Source organism: Roseixanthobacter liquoris (assembly GCF_043195135.2).
Taxonomy (GTDB): domain Bacteria; phylum Pseudomonadota; class Alphaproteobacteria; order Rhizobiales; family Xanthobacteraceae; genus NCEH01.
Genome location: NZ_CM195537.1, coordinates 1,979,908 through 1,995,800, shown reverse-complemented (window position 1 = coordinate 1,995,800; position 15,893 = coordinate 1,979,908). Strand labels below are relative to the sequence as shown.

The 15,893-nt window shown below is 69.0% G+C and carries 16 protein-coding genes and 1 tRNA gene; 10 read left to right on the top strand and 7 right to left on the bottom strand.

Annotated features, from left to right (window positions below):
- Positions 1 to 90: 90 nt before the first annotated feature.
- From V5F84_RS08800 to V5F84_RS08790, 3 genes are all read right to left on the bottom strand, one after another.
- Complete coding sequence (locus V5F84_RS08800; RefSeq protein ID WP_394044275.1) at positions 91 to 2,106, bottom strand: acyltransferase family protein; 2,016 nt, start codon at positions 2,104 to 2,106, stop codon at positions 91 to 93.
- Between the two features lie 96 nt (positions 2,107 to 2,202).
- Positions 2,203 to 2,844, bottom strand: a complete 642-nt coding sequence (locus V5F84_RS08795; RefSeq protein WP_394044274.1) for an NrsF family protein — start codon at positions 2,842 to 2,844, stop codon at positions 2,203 to 2,205.
- Entirely contained in the window at positions 2,841 to 3,395 is a 555-nt protein-coding gene (locus tag V5F84_RS08790; protein ID WP_394044273.1) for a sigma-70 family RNA polymerase sigma factor, read from the bottom strand. The genes V5F84_RS08795 and V5F84_RS08790 overlap by 4 nt, the downstream gene beginning before the upstream one ends.
- Before the next feature lie 262 nt (positions 3,396 to 3,657).
- On the opposite strand from V5F84_RS08790, the gene V5F84_RS08785 reads away from it, so the two are divergent.
- The 9 genes from V5F84_RS08785 to V5F84_RS08745 all read left to right on the top strand — a co-directional run bounded on the left by V5F84_RS08785 (position 3,658) and on the right by V5F84_RS08745 (position 10,055).
- On the top strand, positions 3,658 to 3,960 hold the full coding sequence (locus V5F84_RS08785; protein WP_394044272.1) for a hypothetical protein: 303 nt from the start codon (positions 3,658 to 3,660) through the stop codon (positions 3,958 to 3,960).
- Between the two features lie 384 nt (positions 3,961 to 4,344).
- Positions 4,345 to 5,304 (top strand): metallophosphoesterase family protein, encoded by a 960-nt coding sequence (locus V5F84_RS08780; protein ID WP_394044271.1) that lies wholly within the window; start codon positions 4,345 to 4,347, stop codon positions 5,302 to 5,304.
- A gap of 159 nt (positions 5,305 to 5,463) precedes the next feature.
- On the top strand, positions 5,464 to 5,784 hold the full coding sequence (locus V5F84_RS08775; RefSeq protein ID WP_394044320.1) for a cupredoxin domain-containing protein: 321 nt from the start codon (positions 5,464 to 5,466) through the stop codon (positions 5,782 to 5,784).
- A 131-nt stretch (positions 5,785 to 5,915) separates the two neighbouring features.
- Positions 5,916 to 6,707, top strand: coding sequence for a sigma-70 family RNA polymerase sigma factor (locus V5F84_RS08770; protein ID WP_394044270.1), 792 nt, complete (start codon positions 5,916 to 5,918; stop codon positions 6,705 to 6,707).
- Positions 6,704 to 7,540 (top strand): anti-sigma factor family protein, encoded by an 837-nt coding sequence (locus V5F84_RS08765; protein ID WP_394044269.1) that lies wholly within the window; start codon positions 6,704 to 6,706, stop codon positions 7,538 to 7,540. Before V5F84_RS08770 ends, V5F84_RS08765 begins: the two co-directional genes overlap by 4 nt.
- Positions 7,541 to 7,809: 269 nt before the next feature.
- Positions 7,810 to 8,355 carry a phage tail protein gene (locus tag V5F84_RS08760; protein WP_394044268.1) on the top strand — a complete coding sequence of 182 codons (546 nt, stop codon included), beginning with the start codon at positions 7,810 to 7,812 and terminating at the stop codon, positions 8,353 to 8,355.
- A 37-nt stretch (positions 8,356 to 8,392) separates the two neighbouring features.
- Positions 8,393 to 8,929 (top strand): phage tail protein, encoded by a 537-nt coding sequence (locus tag V5F84_RS08755; protein ID WP_394044267.1) that lies wholly within the window; start codon positions 8,393 to 8,395, stop codon positions 8,927 to 8,929.
- A gap of 46 nt (positions 8,930 to 8,975) precedes the next feature.
- Positions 8,976 to 9,539, top strand: a complete 564-nt coding sequence (locus V5F84_RS08750) for a phage tail protein (protein ID WP_394044266.1) — start codon at positions 8,976 to 8,978, stop codon at positions 9,537 to 9,539.
- A 15-nt stretch (positions 9,540 to 9,554) separates the two neighbouring features.
- Positions 9,555 to 10,055 (top strand): GNAT family N-acetyltransferase, encoded by a 501-nt coding sequence (locus tag V5F84_RS08745; RefSeq protein ID WP_394044265.1) that lies wholly within the window; start codon positions 9,555 to 9,557, stop codon positions 10,053 to 10,055.
- 118 nt (positions 10,056 to 10,173) lie between these two features.
- Here V5F84_RS08745 and V5F84_RS08740 read toward each other — a convergent pair.
- The 4 genes from V5F84_RS08740 to V5F84_RS08725 form a co-directional block, all read right to left on the bottom strand.
- A tRNA-Lys gene (locus tag V5F84_RS08740) sits at positions 10,174 to 10,249 on the bottom strand.
- A 106-nt stretch (positions 10,250 to 10,355) separates the two neighbouring features.
- Positions 10,356 to 11,855 (bottom strand): tripartite tricarboxylate transporter permease, encoded by a 1,500-nt coding sequence (locus V5F84_RS08735; RefSeq protein WP_394044264.1) that lies wholly within the window; start codon positions 11,853 to 11,855, stop codon positions 10,356 to 10,358.
- Between the two features lie 10 nt (positions 11,856 to 11,865).
- The gene (locus V5F84_RS08730; RefSeq protein WP_394044263.1) at positions 11,866 to 12,327 is read right to left on the bottom strand and encodes a tripartite tricarboxylate transporter TctB family protein; all 462 of its coding nucleotides are present in this window, start codon (positions 12,325 to 12,327) and stop codon (positions 11,866 to 11,868) included.
- Between the two features lie 185 nt (positions 12,328 to 12,512).
- Entirely contained in the window at positions 12,513 to 13,493 is a 981-nt protein-coding gene (locus V5F84_RS08725) for a tripartite tricarboxylate transporter substrate binding protein BugD (RefSeq protein WP_394044262.1), read from the bottom strand.
- Positions 13,494 to 13,786: 293 nt separating this feature from the next.
- On the opposite strand from V5F84_RS08725, the gene V5F84_RS08720 reads away from it, so the two are divergent.
- Positions 13,787 to 15,883, top strand: coding sequence for a DUF6600 domain-containing protein (locus V5F84_RS08720; RefSeq protein ID WP_394044261.1), 2,097 nt, complete (start codon positions 13,787 to 13,789; stop codon positions 15,881 to 15,883).
- The last annotated feature ends 10 nt before the right edge of the window (positions 15,884 to 15,893 follow it).

Here is a 15,893-nt window from a genome sequence, read left to right as displayed (position 1 = left end):
GCCTTTGCGTGCATCGATGAACGGGGCATGACATCGCGGGGCGCGCGGCGCGCATCCGTGACCGGCGGGACGATTTTCGCGCCCCGATCCTCATTCGCTCGCCCGCACGGGCGCCTTCCTTGCGCCGCCGCCGACATCGATCAGATCGGGCAGGCCAAGCAGATCGGCGAACCGCTCCCGCGTTCCCAGGGGGATGTTGCGGCGCAGATGGTCGCGGTCGAAATACAGAAACTGCCCCTCGAAGCGGGCCATGCACCCCATCGGGTCGCAGAGCTGGTCCGCCGGCACCGCCACCACCACGTCGCCCCGCACCCCACGCAGGCTGCGGAACATGGCATCCACATCGCGCTGGTCGGTGCCGTACTCGGCCGGCGTCAGGCGGCCCACCTCGCGCCGGCAGGGCGCGCGTAGCAGCGAGCCGTCGCGGGCGGCGACGCAGGGCAGCGGGTCGCTCGCCCAATGGGGAATGTCGGCGAACAGCACGATCCTGCGGCCCGGCGCCGCAAGGCGCGGCACGAGATCGAGGAAAGTCTCGCGCATCAGGCCCACCCCCGTCGCATGGCTGGTGGGGTCTCCCTCCTTGCGGTAGACGGCGTCCGGCATGTCGCCCCAGGCGGAGGCGAGGATCACCAGATTGATCTGCGGGTCGGCCTTCAGCATGGCGAGGGTGGCGCGATAGGTGCGCTCGCATTCGGCCGGCAGGCCCACCGGTTTGCGGCGCAGCCCGTCCTCGGAGAAGATCGCCGGACAGATGCGCAGCAGCGCCACCGCCGTGTCGGTCTTGCGGCCGGCGACATCCAGCAGATGCATGAGATGCTCGGCATGGCTGTCGCCCCAGATCACGCCGCGGGTCTTCGCGGTCGCCCAGTCCGCGCCGGCGACGCACAGGCTCGGCCCGCCGTCCAGCGAGACGTGCTGCGCGCAGTCCCATTCCCACACGCGCGCGAACGAGCCCAATTCCGCCAGTTGCGGCGAAACGCGGCCGGAAAGACCGTCGGCGCGATAGATGCCGAAGCTGAGCGCGGCCATCAGCAGGCAGGCCGCGCTGCCCGCCAGCACCACCTTGCGCGCGGGAAAGCGGCGCACGCGGAACGGCTGTTCGACGAACCGCCAGGAGAGCCACGCCAGCAGCACCGAGGCCGCGAGGGCGCCGAGCGCCTGCCCGGTGCTCAGCGGATCGCCGTTCTTGTACTGGCGCGCGAACACCAGGACCGGCCAGTGCCAGAGATAGAGCGAATAGGAGATGCGGCCGATGAAGGGCAGCGGCGGCAGGGCGAGCAGCCGCGCGCCGAGCGTCGGGGCGGCCGTCGGCATCAGCAGCAGCGCCGCGCCGAGCACGGGTGCCAGGGCATTGAGGCCGGGAAAGGGGCTGGCGGGGGTCAGCACCAGGGCCGGCGCGACGATGAGGGCGAGCCCGGCCAGCTTCAGCCCCTGCGCCACGAGGCCCGGCAGCCGCGCCAGGTGCGCGCGCGCCAGCACCAGGGCGCCGCCCAGCGCCAGTTCCCAGGCGCGGCCGAGCGGCAGGTAGAAGGCGCTTTTCGCCCCTTCCGCGACCTTCTGCACGGCCAGGGCGAAGCTGAGGCCCACCACCAGCGCCACCACGAGCGGCAGCAGGCGCGGCCAGCGCCGCGCCCCGCGATAGGCGCCATAGAGCACCAGCGGCCAGGCGAGATAGAATTGCTCTTCCACCGCCAGCGACCAGGTGTGCAGCAGCGGCATGGCCTCGGCCGCGCCGTCGAAATAGCCGGTGTTGCGGAAGAAGAAGAAATTGGAAATGCCGAGCGCCGCGAACGCCGCGCTGCGCCCGAGCACCGCATAGGCGCCCGGCGCCAGGATCAGGAACCCCGCGCCCAGCGTCGCGGCGATCACCACCAGCAGCGCCGGCAGGATGCGCCGCACCCGCCGATCGTAGAAATCCAGCAGCGAAAACGATCCGGCGCGCATCGCCTGGAGCAGATTGTCCGTGATCAGATAACCGGAGATGACGAAAAACACGTCAACGCCAATAAATCCGCCCGGAAGAAACGAAAATCCTGCATGGAACACAAGGACAAGGGAAACCGCGATCGCCCTTATGCCGTCGATATCGGCCCTATACTGATTCATGAAGGGGCAGCCCGCGGAACGCCGAGGGGTTCTTTTATCCCTCGCGCGCCCGGGGCACAATAGCGGCCGGAGGCCCGCGCGCGACGTCCCCCGCCCTCACCAGCGCAGCATGCGCGGCCCCATGAGCCAGCCGAAGGCGGTGACGGCGGCGATGCCCGCCACATACCAGACCCCCACATAGACCGGCGTGTCGTTGAGGCAATAGGCGGCATAGGCCAAAGCCCCGAGGCCACCGGCGACCAGGCCCGTCAGCGCCCCGCAATAGCGCAGGTGCGTCGGCGCCCCCTCGCGCACCACCAGCGTCAGCGCGACCAGCGGCAGGGCGGACAGCAGGGGGATGGAGAGCAGGCAGACCGGCCATTCGTGGAACATCACCGTGGCGCGCCAGGCGGTGACCGGGAGCGTCGCCAGCTCCAGCGCGCCGAGGATCCACAGCAGCATCAGCGGCACGCAGACGAGGCGCAGCGGCGCCGGGTCCGCGGCGCCGGCGCGCGCGCCTTTCCGCAGCGCCCAGAGCGCGATTCCCACCAGCGTCGCCAGGAAGGTGATCTTCATGGCGAAGCCCGCGGAGACCATGGCCTGCATCAGGTCGGCGCGCAGCCCCAGGGCGACGATCACGGCGGCGGTGGCGGCGGCGAGCGACATCAAAAGCGCCGCCAGCGCCTGCCGGTCCTGCCGATGCGGATCGACCGGCTCGACCCGGGTGGCGAGAAAATCGATCAGATCGTCGGTGTTCATGGGCGGGCCTCCGAAAGGATGGCGGCGAGCTTCTTCATGCCGCGATGAATACTGACCTTGATGGCGGCATCGGACATTCCGGTGCGGGCCGCCGCCTCGGCGATGCTGAGCCCTTCGAGCTTCACGTATTCGATGGGCAGGCGGAAGTTGTTCGGCAATGTCGCGAGCGCCTTGTGCAGTTCGCGCGCGGTATCGATTCCCTCATATCCATCCTGGGCCGCCACGTCCTCGGCGTCCTCGATGGGCAGGTGCGAGAACGAGCGGTGCCGGGCCCGCAGGAAATCGATCAATTTGTACCGCGCAATCCCATAGATCCAGGCGAGCACCGGGGAGCCGGGCAGGTAGGCCTGCCGGCGGGTATGGATGACCAGCAGCGTGTCCTGGAGCAGGTCCTCGGCGGCATCCAGCCCGTGGCCATAGCGCGCGAGCTGGCGCCGGAAATAGGCCCGCAGATGGGTCGAGGCCCGGCGCAACAGGTCGCGATGGGCCTGCGCGTCGCCCGCCTGGCTGGCAATCATCAACTCGTCAAGGTTCGCATCGGCACTGTGCATGATGTCCTCATTCACGGGGACTTCGCGGCAGCACCGCCTTTCGTTACGCACACGACCATCACGAACCCGCGATACCCTCGCCGGCTTTGCGCCCTCGCGGCGTGAATAGGCCCGCGAGCGCACGCGATCCGTAACTTTTCCGAAAAAAGTTACAGGTAAACATCTCACATCAGATTGAATTCGATTTCATCTGTACCTGTAACCGGGGCGGTGCGGCGCGCGGAATAGGAAGTGTAACCCACCTAAACTTGGAGACACTTCCATGACCAAGATTTCCTTCCCCCTGCTCGCCCTCGGTGCCGCCGTCCTGTTCGCAGGCGCTGCCCGCGCGGACGAATATGAAACCGCCCTGAACAAGGAGAATTATTCGGTCGCCGCGCAGTCCGCGCCCATCGTCACCGAGATGCGCGGCGCCGACACCGCCCTCGGCTATAGCGTCACCGCCGCGCCCCATGGAGCGGCCCGCGACGTGGCCCATGTCTTCGCGCAGCCCGAGACCCGCGCGCTGTCGCAGGCCGACGCGCTGTTCCTGCAGCAGGGCGACCGCGGCATCGGCAACAACTGATCGCCGCATCAAATCCCGGCGGGGGCGCGTTCCCCCGCCCGAGCATGAGTGAGAATAGCACGCCCGCGACGCAGATCGCGGGCGCATTCGTTTCAGCGCCGCGATCCGCCCGCCACGGTGCGGCCTCACGCAGGCGTGAGGCGGCTGAATCCCCCCGACGGCGCGCCGCGACGGGCGGCGCCGTGGTCCCTCGCGCCGGAAAAATGCGATGCGATCTCAAGGGGATGCGCATCCCGCCCCCGGCGGTCTGAAGCGAACGGCATCCCCCTCTTGCGCGCCGCTCCGCATTTTTCGCGCCGCGGGCCCGAATAAACCGAGGGCGACGGCGGTCTGGACCAGGGTGGCGGGATTTTTCTCCCGTCCCACCCTCACCTGGAGCCCGCCATGAACACATCCGACGAAAGCGAACCGGCCAAGGACGCCGACGGCATCGACCGTCGCGGCTTCCTCGAATGCATGACCTGGGCCGGCACCGGCATCCTGTGGAGCCTCGCCGGCGGCCTGCCCCAGGCCATGGCGATGGGCAAGGCCATGGCCGCCGAGGCGCCGGCGGCCCCGTTCTCCTTCCTGCAAATCAGCGACAGCCACGTGGGCTTCGACAAGCCGGCCAATCCGAACGCGCTCGCGACACTCCAGGAGGCGGTGGCGCGCATCAAGCTGCTGCCGGTGAAGCCGGCCTTCATGATCCACACCGGCGACATCAGCCATCTCTCGAAGGACAAGGAATTCGATGACGCCGACCAGATCATCCGGGAAGCCAACCTCCCCGTGTTCTATGTGCCCGGCGAGCATGACCTGCTCGACGACCAGCAGGGCCGCGCCTATCTCGACCGCTACGGCAAGGGATCGCGCGGCGCCGGCTGGTACAGCTTCGACCAGCAGGGCGTCCATTACATCGCCCTCGTCAATGTCGTGAACCTCCAGGCCGGCGGGCTCGGCAACCTCGGCGCCGAGCAGCTGGCATGGCTGGCCAATGATGTCGCGGGGCTCGCTTTCAGCACGCCCATCGTGGTGTTCGCCCACATCCCCCTGTGGACGGTCTATCCCGAATGGGGCTGGGGCACCGCCGATGGCGCGCAGGCGCTCCAGCTGCTGAAGCGGTTCGGCTCGGTGACGGTGCTCAACGGGCACATCCACCAGGTGATGCAGAAGGTGGAGGGCAATGTGACCTTCCATACCGCCCGCTCCACCGCCTTTCCCCAGCCGGTTCCCGGCGCGGCGCCCTCCCCCGGGCCGATGAAGGTGCCCGCCGGCGAGCTCGGGAAATTTCTCGGCATCGCCACCATCGACTTCGTCCGCGGCAGCGAACCGCTGGCGATCATCGACCGCCCGCTGGCCGGCTGAGCTGCCCGCATGCCGCCGCCCGGGGCGCCCCGCCCCGGCGCCCCCTTCCTCGCAATCTTGGAGCCGTTCGTGTTCATGCCCCTCAAGACCCAGTCCTGCCGCAGCGGCGCGCGGCGCCGCTTCCTCACCCGTGCCCCGGCGCGTCTCGCGTTCGCGGCAATGCTCGTGCTGCTCGCCCTGCCCGCCCGCGCCGAGGACAAGCCGGCCGAGGCCGCGCCGGAGGGCGGGGTGATCGTCAAGATCGACAATTTCACCTTCAGCCCCGCCCAGATCACCGTGACGCCCGGCACCACGGTCACCTGGATCAACAATGACGATATTCCCCACACGGTGGTTGAAACAAAGAAGGCCTTTCGCTCGAAGACTCTCGATACGGAGGAGAAGTTCTCCTTCACGTTCAACACGGCGGGGGATTTTGCCTATTTCTGTTCGCTGCACCCCCATATGACCGGAAAGGTCATCGTCAAGCCGGCGGGCTGAAACCCTCGCCGGTCGTTCGATGCGGGCGCGGGCCGGGCGGGACGCTTCGGTCCGCGTCCGCGCGCGTCCGCGGAGTGCGACGAGTACGGATTTCGATCCGGGCGGTTTTCGACTTGGAAATGATGACAGCCATGAACGCCATCCCCCGGTCCCTCCCCCTCCCGTTCGCGCAGCCGTTCGCGCGCGCGGCCGGCGCGCTTGCCCTCGTGGTGCGGCGGGGGCGATGGGTTTCGCCGCGACACGGCCTGGCGCGATGGGCGCATGCGCTCGGGGCGGGCGCGCGCCCGCACGACGCGCGCCCCCTGCCGGCGGGCGCGCTCTCCATGGCCATGCCCGGCGCCGCCGCCGCGCCGGCCCGGCCGGATGCCGCGGCCGCCGCCCGTTTTCAGCACCTCATCCTGCCCCATCTCGACGCCGCCTATAATCTCGCGCGCTTCCTCAGCCGCGACGGGGATGCGGCCCAGGACATCGTGCAGGATGCCTTTCTGCGGGCATTCCGGGGCTTTGCCGACTATCGCGGCGGCAACCCGCAGGCGTGGCTGCTGGCGATCGTGCGCAATTGCTATCGCGACTGGCAGCGCGCCCGGCGCAAGGACCATCTCGCCCATGCCGCCGAGCTGCCCGCCTCCGACACCGGCGCGGAGGCCCCCGCGCTTCTGGACCTGCTCCACGACGGCACCACCCCGGAAACCGCGCTGCTCACGCGCACCGAGGCGGAAGCCGTGCGCGCCGTGCTCGACCATCTGCCCGAGGTGCTGAAGGAAGTTCTGGTGCTGCGGGAGCTGGAGGACCTCTCCTATCGCGAGATCGCCACCGTCACCGACACGCCGATCGGCACGGTGATGTCGCGTCTCGCGCGGGCGCGCAGCCTGTTCGGGACCCTGTGGCAGCGGCGCGCGGCGACTTTGGACGGCACATCATGACCGACGCACATTCCCCCGATCCCGCCCCCGATTCCGAACCCGCCGCCTGTGCGGAATGGGAGGTGATGCTGAGCGGCTTCGTCGACGGCGAGCTGGATGCCGCCCACGCATTCGCCTGCGAGACTCATCTTGCCCAATGCGCGGGCTGCGCCGCCGCGCTCGCGCGCCTGCGCGCCACGCGCCATACCCTTGCCCAGCAGGACGTGCGCTGGCCGGTGCCGGATGCGCTTCGGGCAGGGGTGGCCGCGATGATCGCGCGCGAGACCGCAGCCCTGCCGCACGGCTCGGCCGACGCGACCGGCGCCGCCCGGCGATGGCGCACGCGGCTGGACCGCGCCGGCCGGTGGAGCTTCCTGCCCTCCGCGGCGGTGCTCGCCGCCGGCCTGTTCCTGCTGGTCCTGCCGCCCCGCCCGGCGCCGGCGCCCGGCCTCGCGGACGAGGTGGTGGCGAGCCATGTGCGCTCGCTGCTCGCCGACCATCTCACCGACATCGCCACCTCGAACCAGCATACGGTGAAGCCCTGGTTCAGCGGCAAGCTGGATTTCTCGCCGCCGGTGGTGGATCTGGCGGCGCGCAGCTTCGCGCTGGTGGGCGGGCGGGTCGATTATGTCGGCGGGCGGGTGGTCGCCGCTTTGATCTATCGCCGCAATGCGCATGTCATCAACGTCTTCATCTGGCCCGCGACCTCCGCCCCGCAGAGCGCCGCGACGCGCGAGGGCTACAGCCTGATGAGCTGGACCCAGGCGGGCCTCACCTTCTGGATCGTGTCCGACCTGAACACGGTGGAGCTGAAGGAATTCCAGGAAGACCTGGTCGACGCCCTGCCGAAATAACGGCCGGGCGCCCTCCCCAAGGAGTCCCCCAGGAAGCCCCCCCAAGGAGGCGCCCCGAGGGGCGCCCCGAGCGGCGCCCGGCCGCGCGGAAGGCCGCGGACCGGTGGCCTTGTCCGGCGCATCGGCGCCGCCCCGCGACCGCGCGATGCAACCGCGCCGGCTGTTTGGGTTGCAAAGCATCGAAGCACAACTAAAAACGGTTGCTCTCACTGCAAAATACCCTCTAAAGTTGCGCTCATCGCAACAAGAACATTTCGCCGGAGGCGCCGATGAGCGATTATTATCTGGGTGAAATTCGCGTGTTTCCGTACGACCGAATCCCCACCGGATGGGCAAAATGCGATGGCGCCCTGTTGCTGGTGCAACAGAACCAGGCGCTGTTCACCCTGCTGGGGAATCGGTTCGGCGGCGACGGCCGCATCAATTTCGCCCTGCCCGATCTGCGCGGCCGCGTGCCGGTGCATTTCAATCCCCAGACCCTGGCGGACCGCATCACCATTCCCCTCAACACCCCCGCGGGAACGGAAACCGTCACCCTGACACAGGCCGAGATGCCGGCGCATATCCACATGTACCGCACCTCGACGCAGCAGGGCACGGTGAGCGCGCCGAACAATGCCGTGTTCGCCCAGGTGACCCAGGTCGACGCCACCAAGCCCCAGGCCAATTATTACGGCCCCGCCACGCCGCTGACCGCCGTGAAGGCCGACACGATCCGCACCGCGGGCGGCAGCGCGGCCCATCCCAACATCCAGCCCTCGCTCGCGCTCCATCTCTGCATCGCAACCGTGGGCCTGTATCCCCCGCGCCCCTGATCCGCCGTGACGTGCTCTTCAAGGAAAGGATAGAAGCATGGCTGAGTATTATATCGGCGAGATCCGGATGTTCGCCGGAAACACACCGCCCAGCGGCTGGGCCTTGTGCAATGGAGCAACGCTTCCCATCCCGGGAAACGAAGTCCTCTACGCGCTCCTGGGCGTGGTCTATGGCGGCGACGGCAGGACGAACTTCAATCTGCCCAATCTGAACGGCCGCGTCCCGCTCGGCACGGGGCACGCGCCGGCGCTCTCCACCTATCAGCTCGGGCAGGCGGTGGGCACCGAGAGCGTCGCCCTCACCACCGCCCAGTTGCCGACCCACACCCACCCGCTGCAAGCCAGCACCGGGCCGGGAACCAGCCGCACGCCGGGCCCGAACCTGACCTTCGCGACCATTCCGTCTCCATTCGTCGCCTATACCAACCCGCCCGCCGGCGGCACCACCACCGATGACGATTTCGCCGCCGTCGCGATCTCGGACACCGGCGGCGGCGCGCCGCATTCCAATCTGATGCCGGTGCTCGGCATCAATTACATCATCGCTCTGCGCGGGATCTTTCCCTCAAACTAGAAACGACCAGACAACCGTCGATAAATTCAGGAACGGGAGCGACGACATGGACGGATATATTGGCGAGGTCCGCATTTTCGCGACGAACTACGCACCGGCGAACTGGATTGCCTGCGAGGGGCAATTGTTGCAGGTGCGTGCGTTCCAGGCGTTGTTCAGTGTCCTCAGCAATGCCTATGGCGGCGACGGGCGGAATGATTTCGGCATTCCCGACTTGCGGGGCGCCGCTGCCGTTGCCACCGGCGCCTCCTCCGGCGGCACGCATCTGTTTCAGCGCGGCACCCGCGCGGGCACGCCCACGATCACCCTCGCCGAGGCGCAGATGCCCGCCCACACGCACCTGACGCACCGGGTGAACGTGTCGGGGAGCATCACCAACAAGACCGCCGCGCCGAGCAGCACCAGCTATCCCGCCGCGGTGACCTTGCCGACCGGCCCCACCACCAGCACCAACTGGCCCGCCCTCCAGACTCCCGCCAATCCCGACACCATGCTGGATCCGCGCACCATCTCGTCGGCCGGCGGAAGCGTTCCGCATAACAATGTCCAGCCGGTGCTCTCCTTCATCTTCTGCATTTGCAGTGAAGGCGAGTATCCGTCTCCGGACTGAGCCGGAACGCACATCGTGACATCTGTTCACCTCGCGCTGCCGCCCGGCGTGCGGCAGCGCCCCGTGGGTGCCGAGGACCGGGCTTTCCTCGAAGACCTGTTCATCGATGTCCGGCGCGGCACGCTGGCGGCGCTGGGCTGGCCGGAGGCGCAAGTGCGCGCCTTCCTGGCGGACCAGTTCCGTCTTCAGCAGCATCATTACGCGACCCATTATGCCGGCGCCGCGCAGCTCATCATCGAACGGGAGGCGCGCCCCATCGGCCTGCTTCATCTGCTTGCGACGCCGCGCGACCTGCGGGTGGTCGACATCGCCCTGCATCCGGAAAGCCGCAATGCCGGCCTCGGCGCGGCGCTGCTGCGCGCGGTCTGCGCCCAGGCGGCGGACGAGGGCCGCACCGTGAGCCTGCATGTGGCAACCGGGAACCCGGCCTGCCGGCTCTATGCGCGGCTGGGATTCCGCGCGGCCGAGCCGGGCGACGGCGTGTATCAGAAGATGGTCTGGCAAGCGGCGCCCTGAGTCCGCCGCAGTGCGCAGCGGCGCGAAGCAAAGGCCCGGATCAGCAAAGCAGACTGCCCGCCGGACAGATGCCGGCTGGCCTTGAAACACCACTATCCGCCGATGTCTGGGGATGAGATGGTGGGCGCACTAGGGCTCGAACCTAGGACCCGCTGATTAAGAGTCAGCTGCTCTACCAACTGAGCTATGCGCCCCGCCGCGAAGACGTGTCCTCGTCGGGAGGTGGTCGTGTAGCAGAGCTATTTTGCCCTGTCCAGCGCGACCTGTGGAAAACACCGCCCTTTTTCGGGCGGCGTTTTCTCATTCCTTGAACGCCTCCTCGCGCGTCTTCTGCACCGAGGGCAGCAGCACCACCACGAGCGCCGCGGCGGCCAGGAACAGCAGCACGGCGGAGATCGGCCGGGTGACGAACACGGTGGCGTCGCCGCGCGAAATCAGCATGGCGCGGCGCAGATATTCTTCCAGCATGGGGCCGATGACGAAGCCCAGCAGCAGCGGCGCCGGCTCGCAATCCAGCTTCACCAGCACATAGCCCAGCACCCCGAACAGGGCCATGGTGTACACGTCGAACGTGTTGTTGTTCACGCTGTAGACGCCGATGCAGCAGAAGGCGACGATGGCCGGAAACAGGATGTGGTACGGCACGGTGAGCAGGCGCACCCACATGCCGATCAGCGGCAGGTTGAGCAGCACCAGCATGAAATTGCCGATCCACATGGAGGCGATGACGCCCCAGAACAGATCCGGCTTTTCCGTCACCACGTTCGGCCCGGGGGTGATGCCCTGGATGATCAGCGCACCGATCATCAGCGCCATCACCGGGTTGGAGGGAATGCCGAGGGTGAGCATGGGGATGAAGGAGGTCTGCGCGCCGGCATTGTTGGCGCTCTCAGGTCCCGCCACGCCCTCGATGGCGCCCTTGCCGAAGCGGCCCGGCGTCTTGGACACCTTCTTCTCGATGGAATAGGCGGCGAAGGACGAGAGCATGGCGCCGCCGCCCGGCAGGATGCCCAGGAACGAGCCGAGGATCGTGCCGCGGATCACCGGCGCGATGATCGCCTTGAACTCGTCCTTCGTCAGCATCAGACTCTTCACCTTGGCGGCGACGAGGCTGCGCTGGGATTCGTCCTCCAGGTTGCGGATGATTTCCCCGAGCCCGAACATGCCCATGGCCAGCGCCACGAAATCGAACCCGTCGGCGAGATCGGGCACGTTGAAATCGAAGCGCGGCACGCCGGTATAGATGTCCTGGCCGGCAAGGCCGAGCAGCAGGCCGAGCACGATCATCGCCAGCGCCTTCACCACCGAGCCGGACGCCAGCGTCACCGAGGCGACGAGGCCGAGCACCATCAGCGAGAAATATTCCGGCGGGCCGAACTTCAGGGCCAGGTCGGCCAGCGGCGGCGCGAACACCGCCAGCAGGAAGGTGGCGACCGTGCCGGCAAAGAAGGAGCCCAGCGCGGCGGTGGCGAGCGCCGCCCCGGCCCGGCCCTGGCGCGCCATCTGGTGACCGTCGATGGCGGTGACCACCGAGGAGGATTCCCCCGGCAGGTTGATCAGGATCGCGGTCGTCGAGCCGCCGTACTGGGCGCCGTAATAGATGCCCGCCAGCATGATCAGCGCCGACACCGGCGGCAGGCCGAACGTGATCGGCAGCAGCATGGCGATGGTGGCGATCGGCCCGAGGCCCGGCAGCACGCCGATCAGCGTGCCCAGCAGCACGCCGACGAAGCAATAAAAGATGTTCTGGAACGAGAGGGCGACGGAAAAGCCGAGACTGAGATTGTCGATGAGTTCCACGGCGCCCTCCTCAATAGCCGCCGAGCCAGGGGCCGAGCAGCGACAGGGGAAGGCCGAGGCCCGCGATGAACACCGCCCAGCAGAACACCACCATCACCGCCGTGATGGTCAGCGCCGTCGCGACTCGGAATTTCTGGCTCGCCATGGCCGAGAGGAAGACGGTGATCGCGAGCGTCGGCAGGAAGCCGAGCGGGTGGATGGCGGCGCCGAAGAACACGGTGCAGAGCGTCAGCAGGAGAAGCCCGCGCCAGGCGATGGAAGTGGTGCGCTCGCCCGCGAAGCGCAAGCCGTTGATCAGCACGATCACGCCGAACACGCCCAGCAGCACCGAGAGCAGGAGCGGAAAATAGCCCGGCCCCATGCGCACCGCTGTCCCCATGGCCAATTGCTGCGTCTGCAGGCCGAAGATCACCGCCAGCGCGATGAACAGCAGGCCGGACAACACATCCTTCGGATTGCGAATGAACCCCATCAACCCCATCCCCTGAATTCTTGGCGGCGATTCTCGGCAGCGATTATTGGCGGCAACTCTTGGCGGCCCCGGCAGCACGGCGGCGCGGCGATTCTGCGGCGCCCCACGCAACCTCCGGCGGACGCGCGCCCGCCGGAGATTTCGCGTCTGCGGTCGGGTCCGAAGACGCGCCGCCTTTTGCGCGGTCAGTCCGCGTAGACGCCGGCGGCTTCGATCACCGGCTTCCATTTGGCGACTTCGGCGGCGAGGAACTGCTTGTGGAAGGCCGGGCTGCGACGATCCTTGGGCTCGGGCTCGGTGCCGAGATCGGCGAAGCGGGCAATCACCTTGGGATCGTCCAGCGCCACGTTCAGCGCGGCGTTGAGCTTGTCGACGATCTCCTTGGGCGTGCCCTTGGGCACATAGACGCCGTGCCACACGGCCACCTCGAAGTCCTTCAGCCCGCTTTCCTGCATGGTGGGCAGGTCGGGCAGCGACTTCACCCGGTCCTTGGTGGTGACGGCATAGGCCTTCACCTTGCCGCCCTTGATCTGGCCGGTGGTGTTGGTGGTCTGGTCGCACAAGAGGTCGATCTGGCCGCCGACGAGATCGTTCATGGCCGGGCCCGTGCCCTGGTAGGGAACCGTGGTCATCTGGGTGCCGATGGCGGACATGAACAGCATGCCGCACAGATGCGAGGCGGCGCCCACGCCGGCATTGCCGTAGGTCACGCGGTCCTTGTTCTTCTTCACATAATCGATCACGTCGGTGATCGTCTTGGGCTCGAAGCCGGGCTTGGCGATCAGCGTCATGGGCACGGCCGTGACGAGGCCGACATCCTCGAAATCGGTGATCACATTGTAGGGCAGCTTGCGATACAGCGAGGCCGAGGTCGCCTGGCCGATATGGTGCAGCAGCACCGTGTAGCCATCGGGACTGGCCTTGGCCACCTGGCCTGCGCCGCGCGTGCCGCCCGCGCCGCCCACATTCTCGACGATGATCTGCTGGCCCAGCGTCTTCGACATGGATTCGGCGACGAGGCGCGCGACCGTATCGGTGGGCCCGCCGGCGGAGAACGGCACAACCATGGTGATCGGGCGGCTCGGATAGGCCGGCTGCGCGCCGGCCGGGCCGGCGGCCAGGCCAAGGACGGCGGCGACGGCGGCGAGTGCGTGCTTCATGCGCATAGGGTCCTCCATGACAGCGACTGGGGCGTTTTTGGTCTGCGTGAACTTCCCCCTGGTTACGTTGAAGAAGGTCCGCGGGGGTCCAGTCAAGCGAGACTTTACTCATATTTTTTCAAAGCTTCCCCAAAGGAGCGCGGGTTTGCATTGCACCACTGGCGCGATTTTCCCAAGCGCGGCGCGGCAACACCAGTCTGCCTCCAATAAGTCCATGATTTGCCTTGTTGTTCTATTTTCGACCATGGGAACCCGCGGGCGTGGGGGCCGTTGTGCAGGGTGCAACGGAGCGCCTGTGAATGACCGATATTTCTCGCCCGCTTTTGATCGCCGGCCTGGCGGTGAGCTTTCTCATCCAGGGTCCGGCCACCGCCGCATGGGCCCAGAGCGGGGCGCCGGCCCAGCAGCCCGCCGGCGATGCGCAGGCGCGCGTGAACATCGATGTGTTCTATGCCCCGCTCGCCGAGCACGGCACATGGGTCGCCCACCCCGAATATGATTATGTGTGGGTGCCCTCCGGCCTCGATGCCTCCTGGCGGCCGTACCAGGAGGGCCGCTGGATCTGGACCGACGCGGGCTGGTATTGGGAATCGGGCGAGCCCTTCGCCTGGGCCACCTATCATTACGGCCGCTGGGGCTATGAGCCCGAATACGGCTGGTTCTGGGTGCCGGGCGACACCTGGGCGCCGGCCTGGGTGAAATGGCGGCGCGGCGGCGAGCGCACCGGCTGGGCGCCCATCGCCCCCGACGCGCGCGGCTTCGCCTATGGCGCGCCCCAGCATTATGACGTGCCGGTCGCGGAAAGCTGGGTGGTGGTGGAGGACCGCTATGTCAGCGCGCCCGACCTCGCGGTGCGGGTCGAGCCCATCTCGCAGATCGGTGCCTGGCTGGAGAGCGATCCGCACGCCTATGACCCGGTGTATCGCGACGGCGCCGTGACCACCCGTTTCGTCGAGGAGCGCGAGATCGCCCGTGTCGCCGCGACGCCGGTGGTGACCCGCCAGATGGTCTATGTGGACCGCTACAACGAGGAATTCATCGCGCCGAACGGCACCTATATCGGCGTCTACCGCCCGTTCGTGGCGCGCGGGCCGGCGGTGGCGCCGCCGCGCTACAGCCGCGAGATCGCGCCCGACCGGCGGGTGGTGATCACCCAATATGTGCGGGGCGACGGGCCCGGCCTCTCGGCGCCCTCGGCCGCCCTCCTGGCGGTGCTGGGCGCGCAGCAGCGCCAGGACCTGCGCGCGGCGCGCTGGGGCGGCGACCAGCAGGCCTATCGGCGCGATCTTCAGCGCTTCCAGCAGGCGGAACGCGGCCCCCTGGAGCAGCGCTGGTCGGAGGCCGATCGCAACGCGAAGGCGTTCGAGCAGCAGCGCACCCGCGCCATCCAGCAGCGCGAGCAGACCCAGCAGAACGTGTTCCAGCAGCGCCAGCAGCGGGCCGACCAGGTGATCCAGCGCCTGCAGCGCGAGCGGCCGGACGCCATTCCCGCCACCGCGCCGGCCGGCACGCCCGCCGCGACGCCCGCCCAATCGCCCGGCCCCGAGGCGCCGAAGCCCGAGGTGCCGAATCCCCGTCCCCCGGCCGGCGCGTCTTCGGCGCCCCAGGTGGTGCCGCCCCCTCCGGGGGCCACCGGTCCGGGCGGCCCCGGGGAACGGCCGGCGCCACAGCCCGGCGGCCCTGCGACCCCGCCCCCTCCGCCGCCTCCGCCGGGCGCCGCGGAACGCCCAGGCGCGCCGCCGCCGCCTCCCCCACCGCCCGGCGCGGGCGCCCCGGCTGCGCCGCGGCCGGATCGCCCGCCCGCCGCTCGCGATGCCCCGCCCCCGTCTGCGCCGCGTCCCGACGCACCACGTCCCGATGCGCCACGTCCGCCCGGCGAGCGAAGCGGTGCGCCGGAGGATCGCAAGGGGCCGCCCGACCGTCCGGTCCCGCCGCCCGCCGCACCCCGTGCCGACCGGCCCGATGCCCCTCGTCCCGATGCCCCTCGTCCGGCGGAGCGCGCGCCCGCAGAGAAGGCGCCGCCCCCCGCTCCGCAGCGCAGCGAACCCGCCGAGCGTCCGCCGCAGCGGGAGCGCGAGGCCGCGCCGGACCGCTCGGTTCCGCCGCCCGGCGCCGCCCGCCCGGACCCGCAGCGCGAGCGGCCCGCGGCGCCCGACCGTCCGCCCCAGGCGGAGCGGCCCCCTCAGGCCGAACGCCCGCCTCAAGCGGAGCGGCCCGCAGCCGCCCCGCCTGCGGCCCAAAGGCCGCCCCAGGCGGAGCGTGCGCCGGAACGGCCCGCCGCGCCCCCGCCCCCCGCCGCCGCCCGTCCGCCCGGTCCCCCGCCGGGCGCGGGACCGGCCGGTCCGGGAGGCCCGGGTGGTCCGGGTGGTCCGGGTGGCGACAAGGACGCCAAATGAAAAAAGGGCC

Coding starts and splice junctions, on each gene's coding strand:
- V5F84_RS08800 (WP_394044275.1), bottom strand. CDS start 2,106: ATGAATCAGTATAGGGCCGATATCGACGGCATAAGGGCGATCGCGGTT.
- V5F84_RS08795 (WP_394044274.1), bottom strand. CDS start 2,844: ATGAACACCGACGATCTGATCGATTTTCTCGCCACCCGGGTCGAGCCG.
- V5F84_RS08790 (WP_394044273.1), bottom strand. CDS start 3,395: ATGCACAGTGCCGATGCGAACCTTGACGAGTTGATGATTGCCAGCCAG.
- V5F84_RS08785 (WP_394044272.1), top strand. CDS start 3,658: ATGACCAAGATTTCCTTCCCCCTGCTCGCCCTCGGTGCCGCCGTCCTG.
- V5F84_RS08780 (WP_394044271.1), top strand. CDS start 4,345: ATGAACACATCCGACGAAAGCGAACCGGCCAAGGACGCCGACGGCATC.
- V5F84_RS08775 (WP_394044320.1), top strand. CDS start 5,464: ATGCTCGTGCTGCTCGCCCTGCCCGCCCGCGCCGAGGACAAGCCGGCC.
- V5F84_RS08770 (WP_394044270.1), top strand. CDS start 5,916: ATGAACGCCATCCCCCGGTCCCTCCCCCTCCCGTTCGCGCAGCCGTTC.
- V5F84_RS08765 (WP_394044269.1), top strand. CDS start 6,704: ATGACCGACGCACATTCCCCCGATCCCGCCCCCGATTCCGAACCCGCC.
- V5F84_RS08760 (WP_394044268.1), top strand. CDS start 7,810: ATGAGCGATTATTATCTGGGTGAAATTCGCGTGTTTCCGTACGACCGA.
- V5F84_RS08755 (WP_394044267.1), top strand. CDS start 8,393: ATGGCTGAGTATTATATCGGCGAGATCCGGATGTTCGCCGGAAACACA.
- V5F84_RS08750 (WP_394044266.1), top strand. CDS start 8,976: ATGGACGGATATATTGGCGAGGTCCGCATTTTCGCGACGAACTACGCA.
- V5F84_RS08730 (WP_394044263.1), bottom strand. CDS start 12,327: ATGGGGTTCATTCGCAATCCGAAGGATGTGTTGTCCGGCCTGCTGTTC.
- V5F84_RS08725 (WP_394044262.1), bottom strand. CDS start 13,493: ATGCGCATGAAGCACGCACTCGCCGCCGTCGCCGCCGTCCTTGGCCTG.
- V5F84_RS08720 (WP_394044261.1), top strand. CDS start 13,787: ATGACCGATATTTCTCGCCCGCTTTTGATCGCCGGCCTGGCGGTGAGC.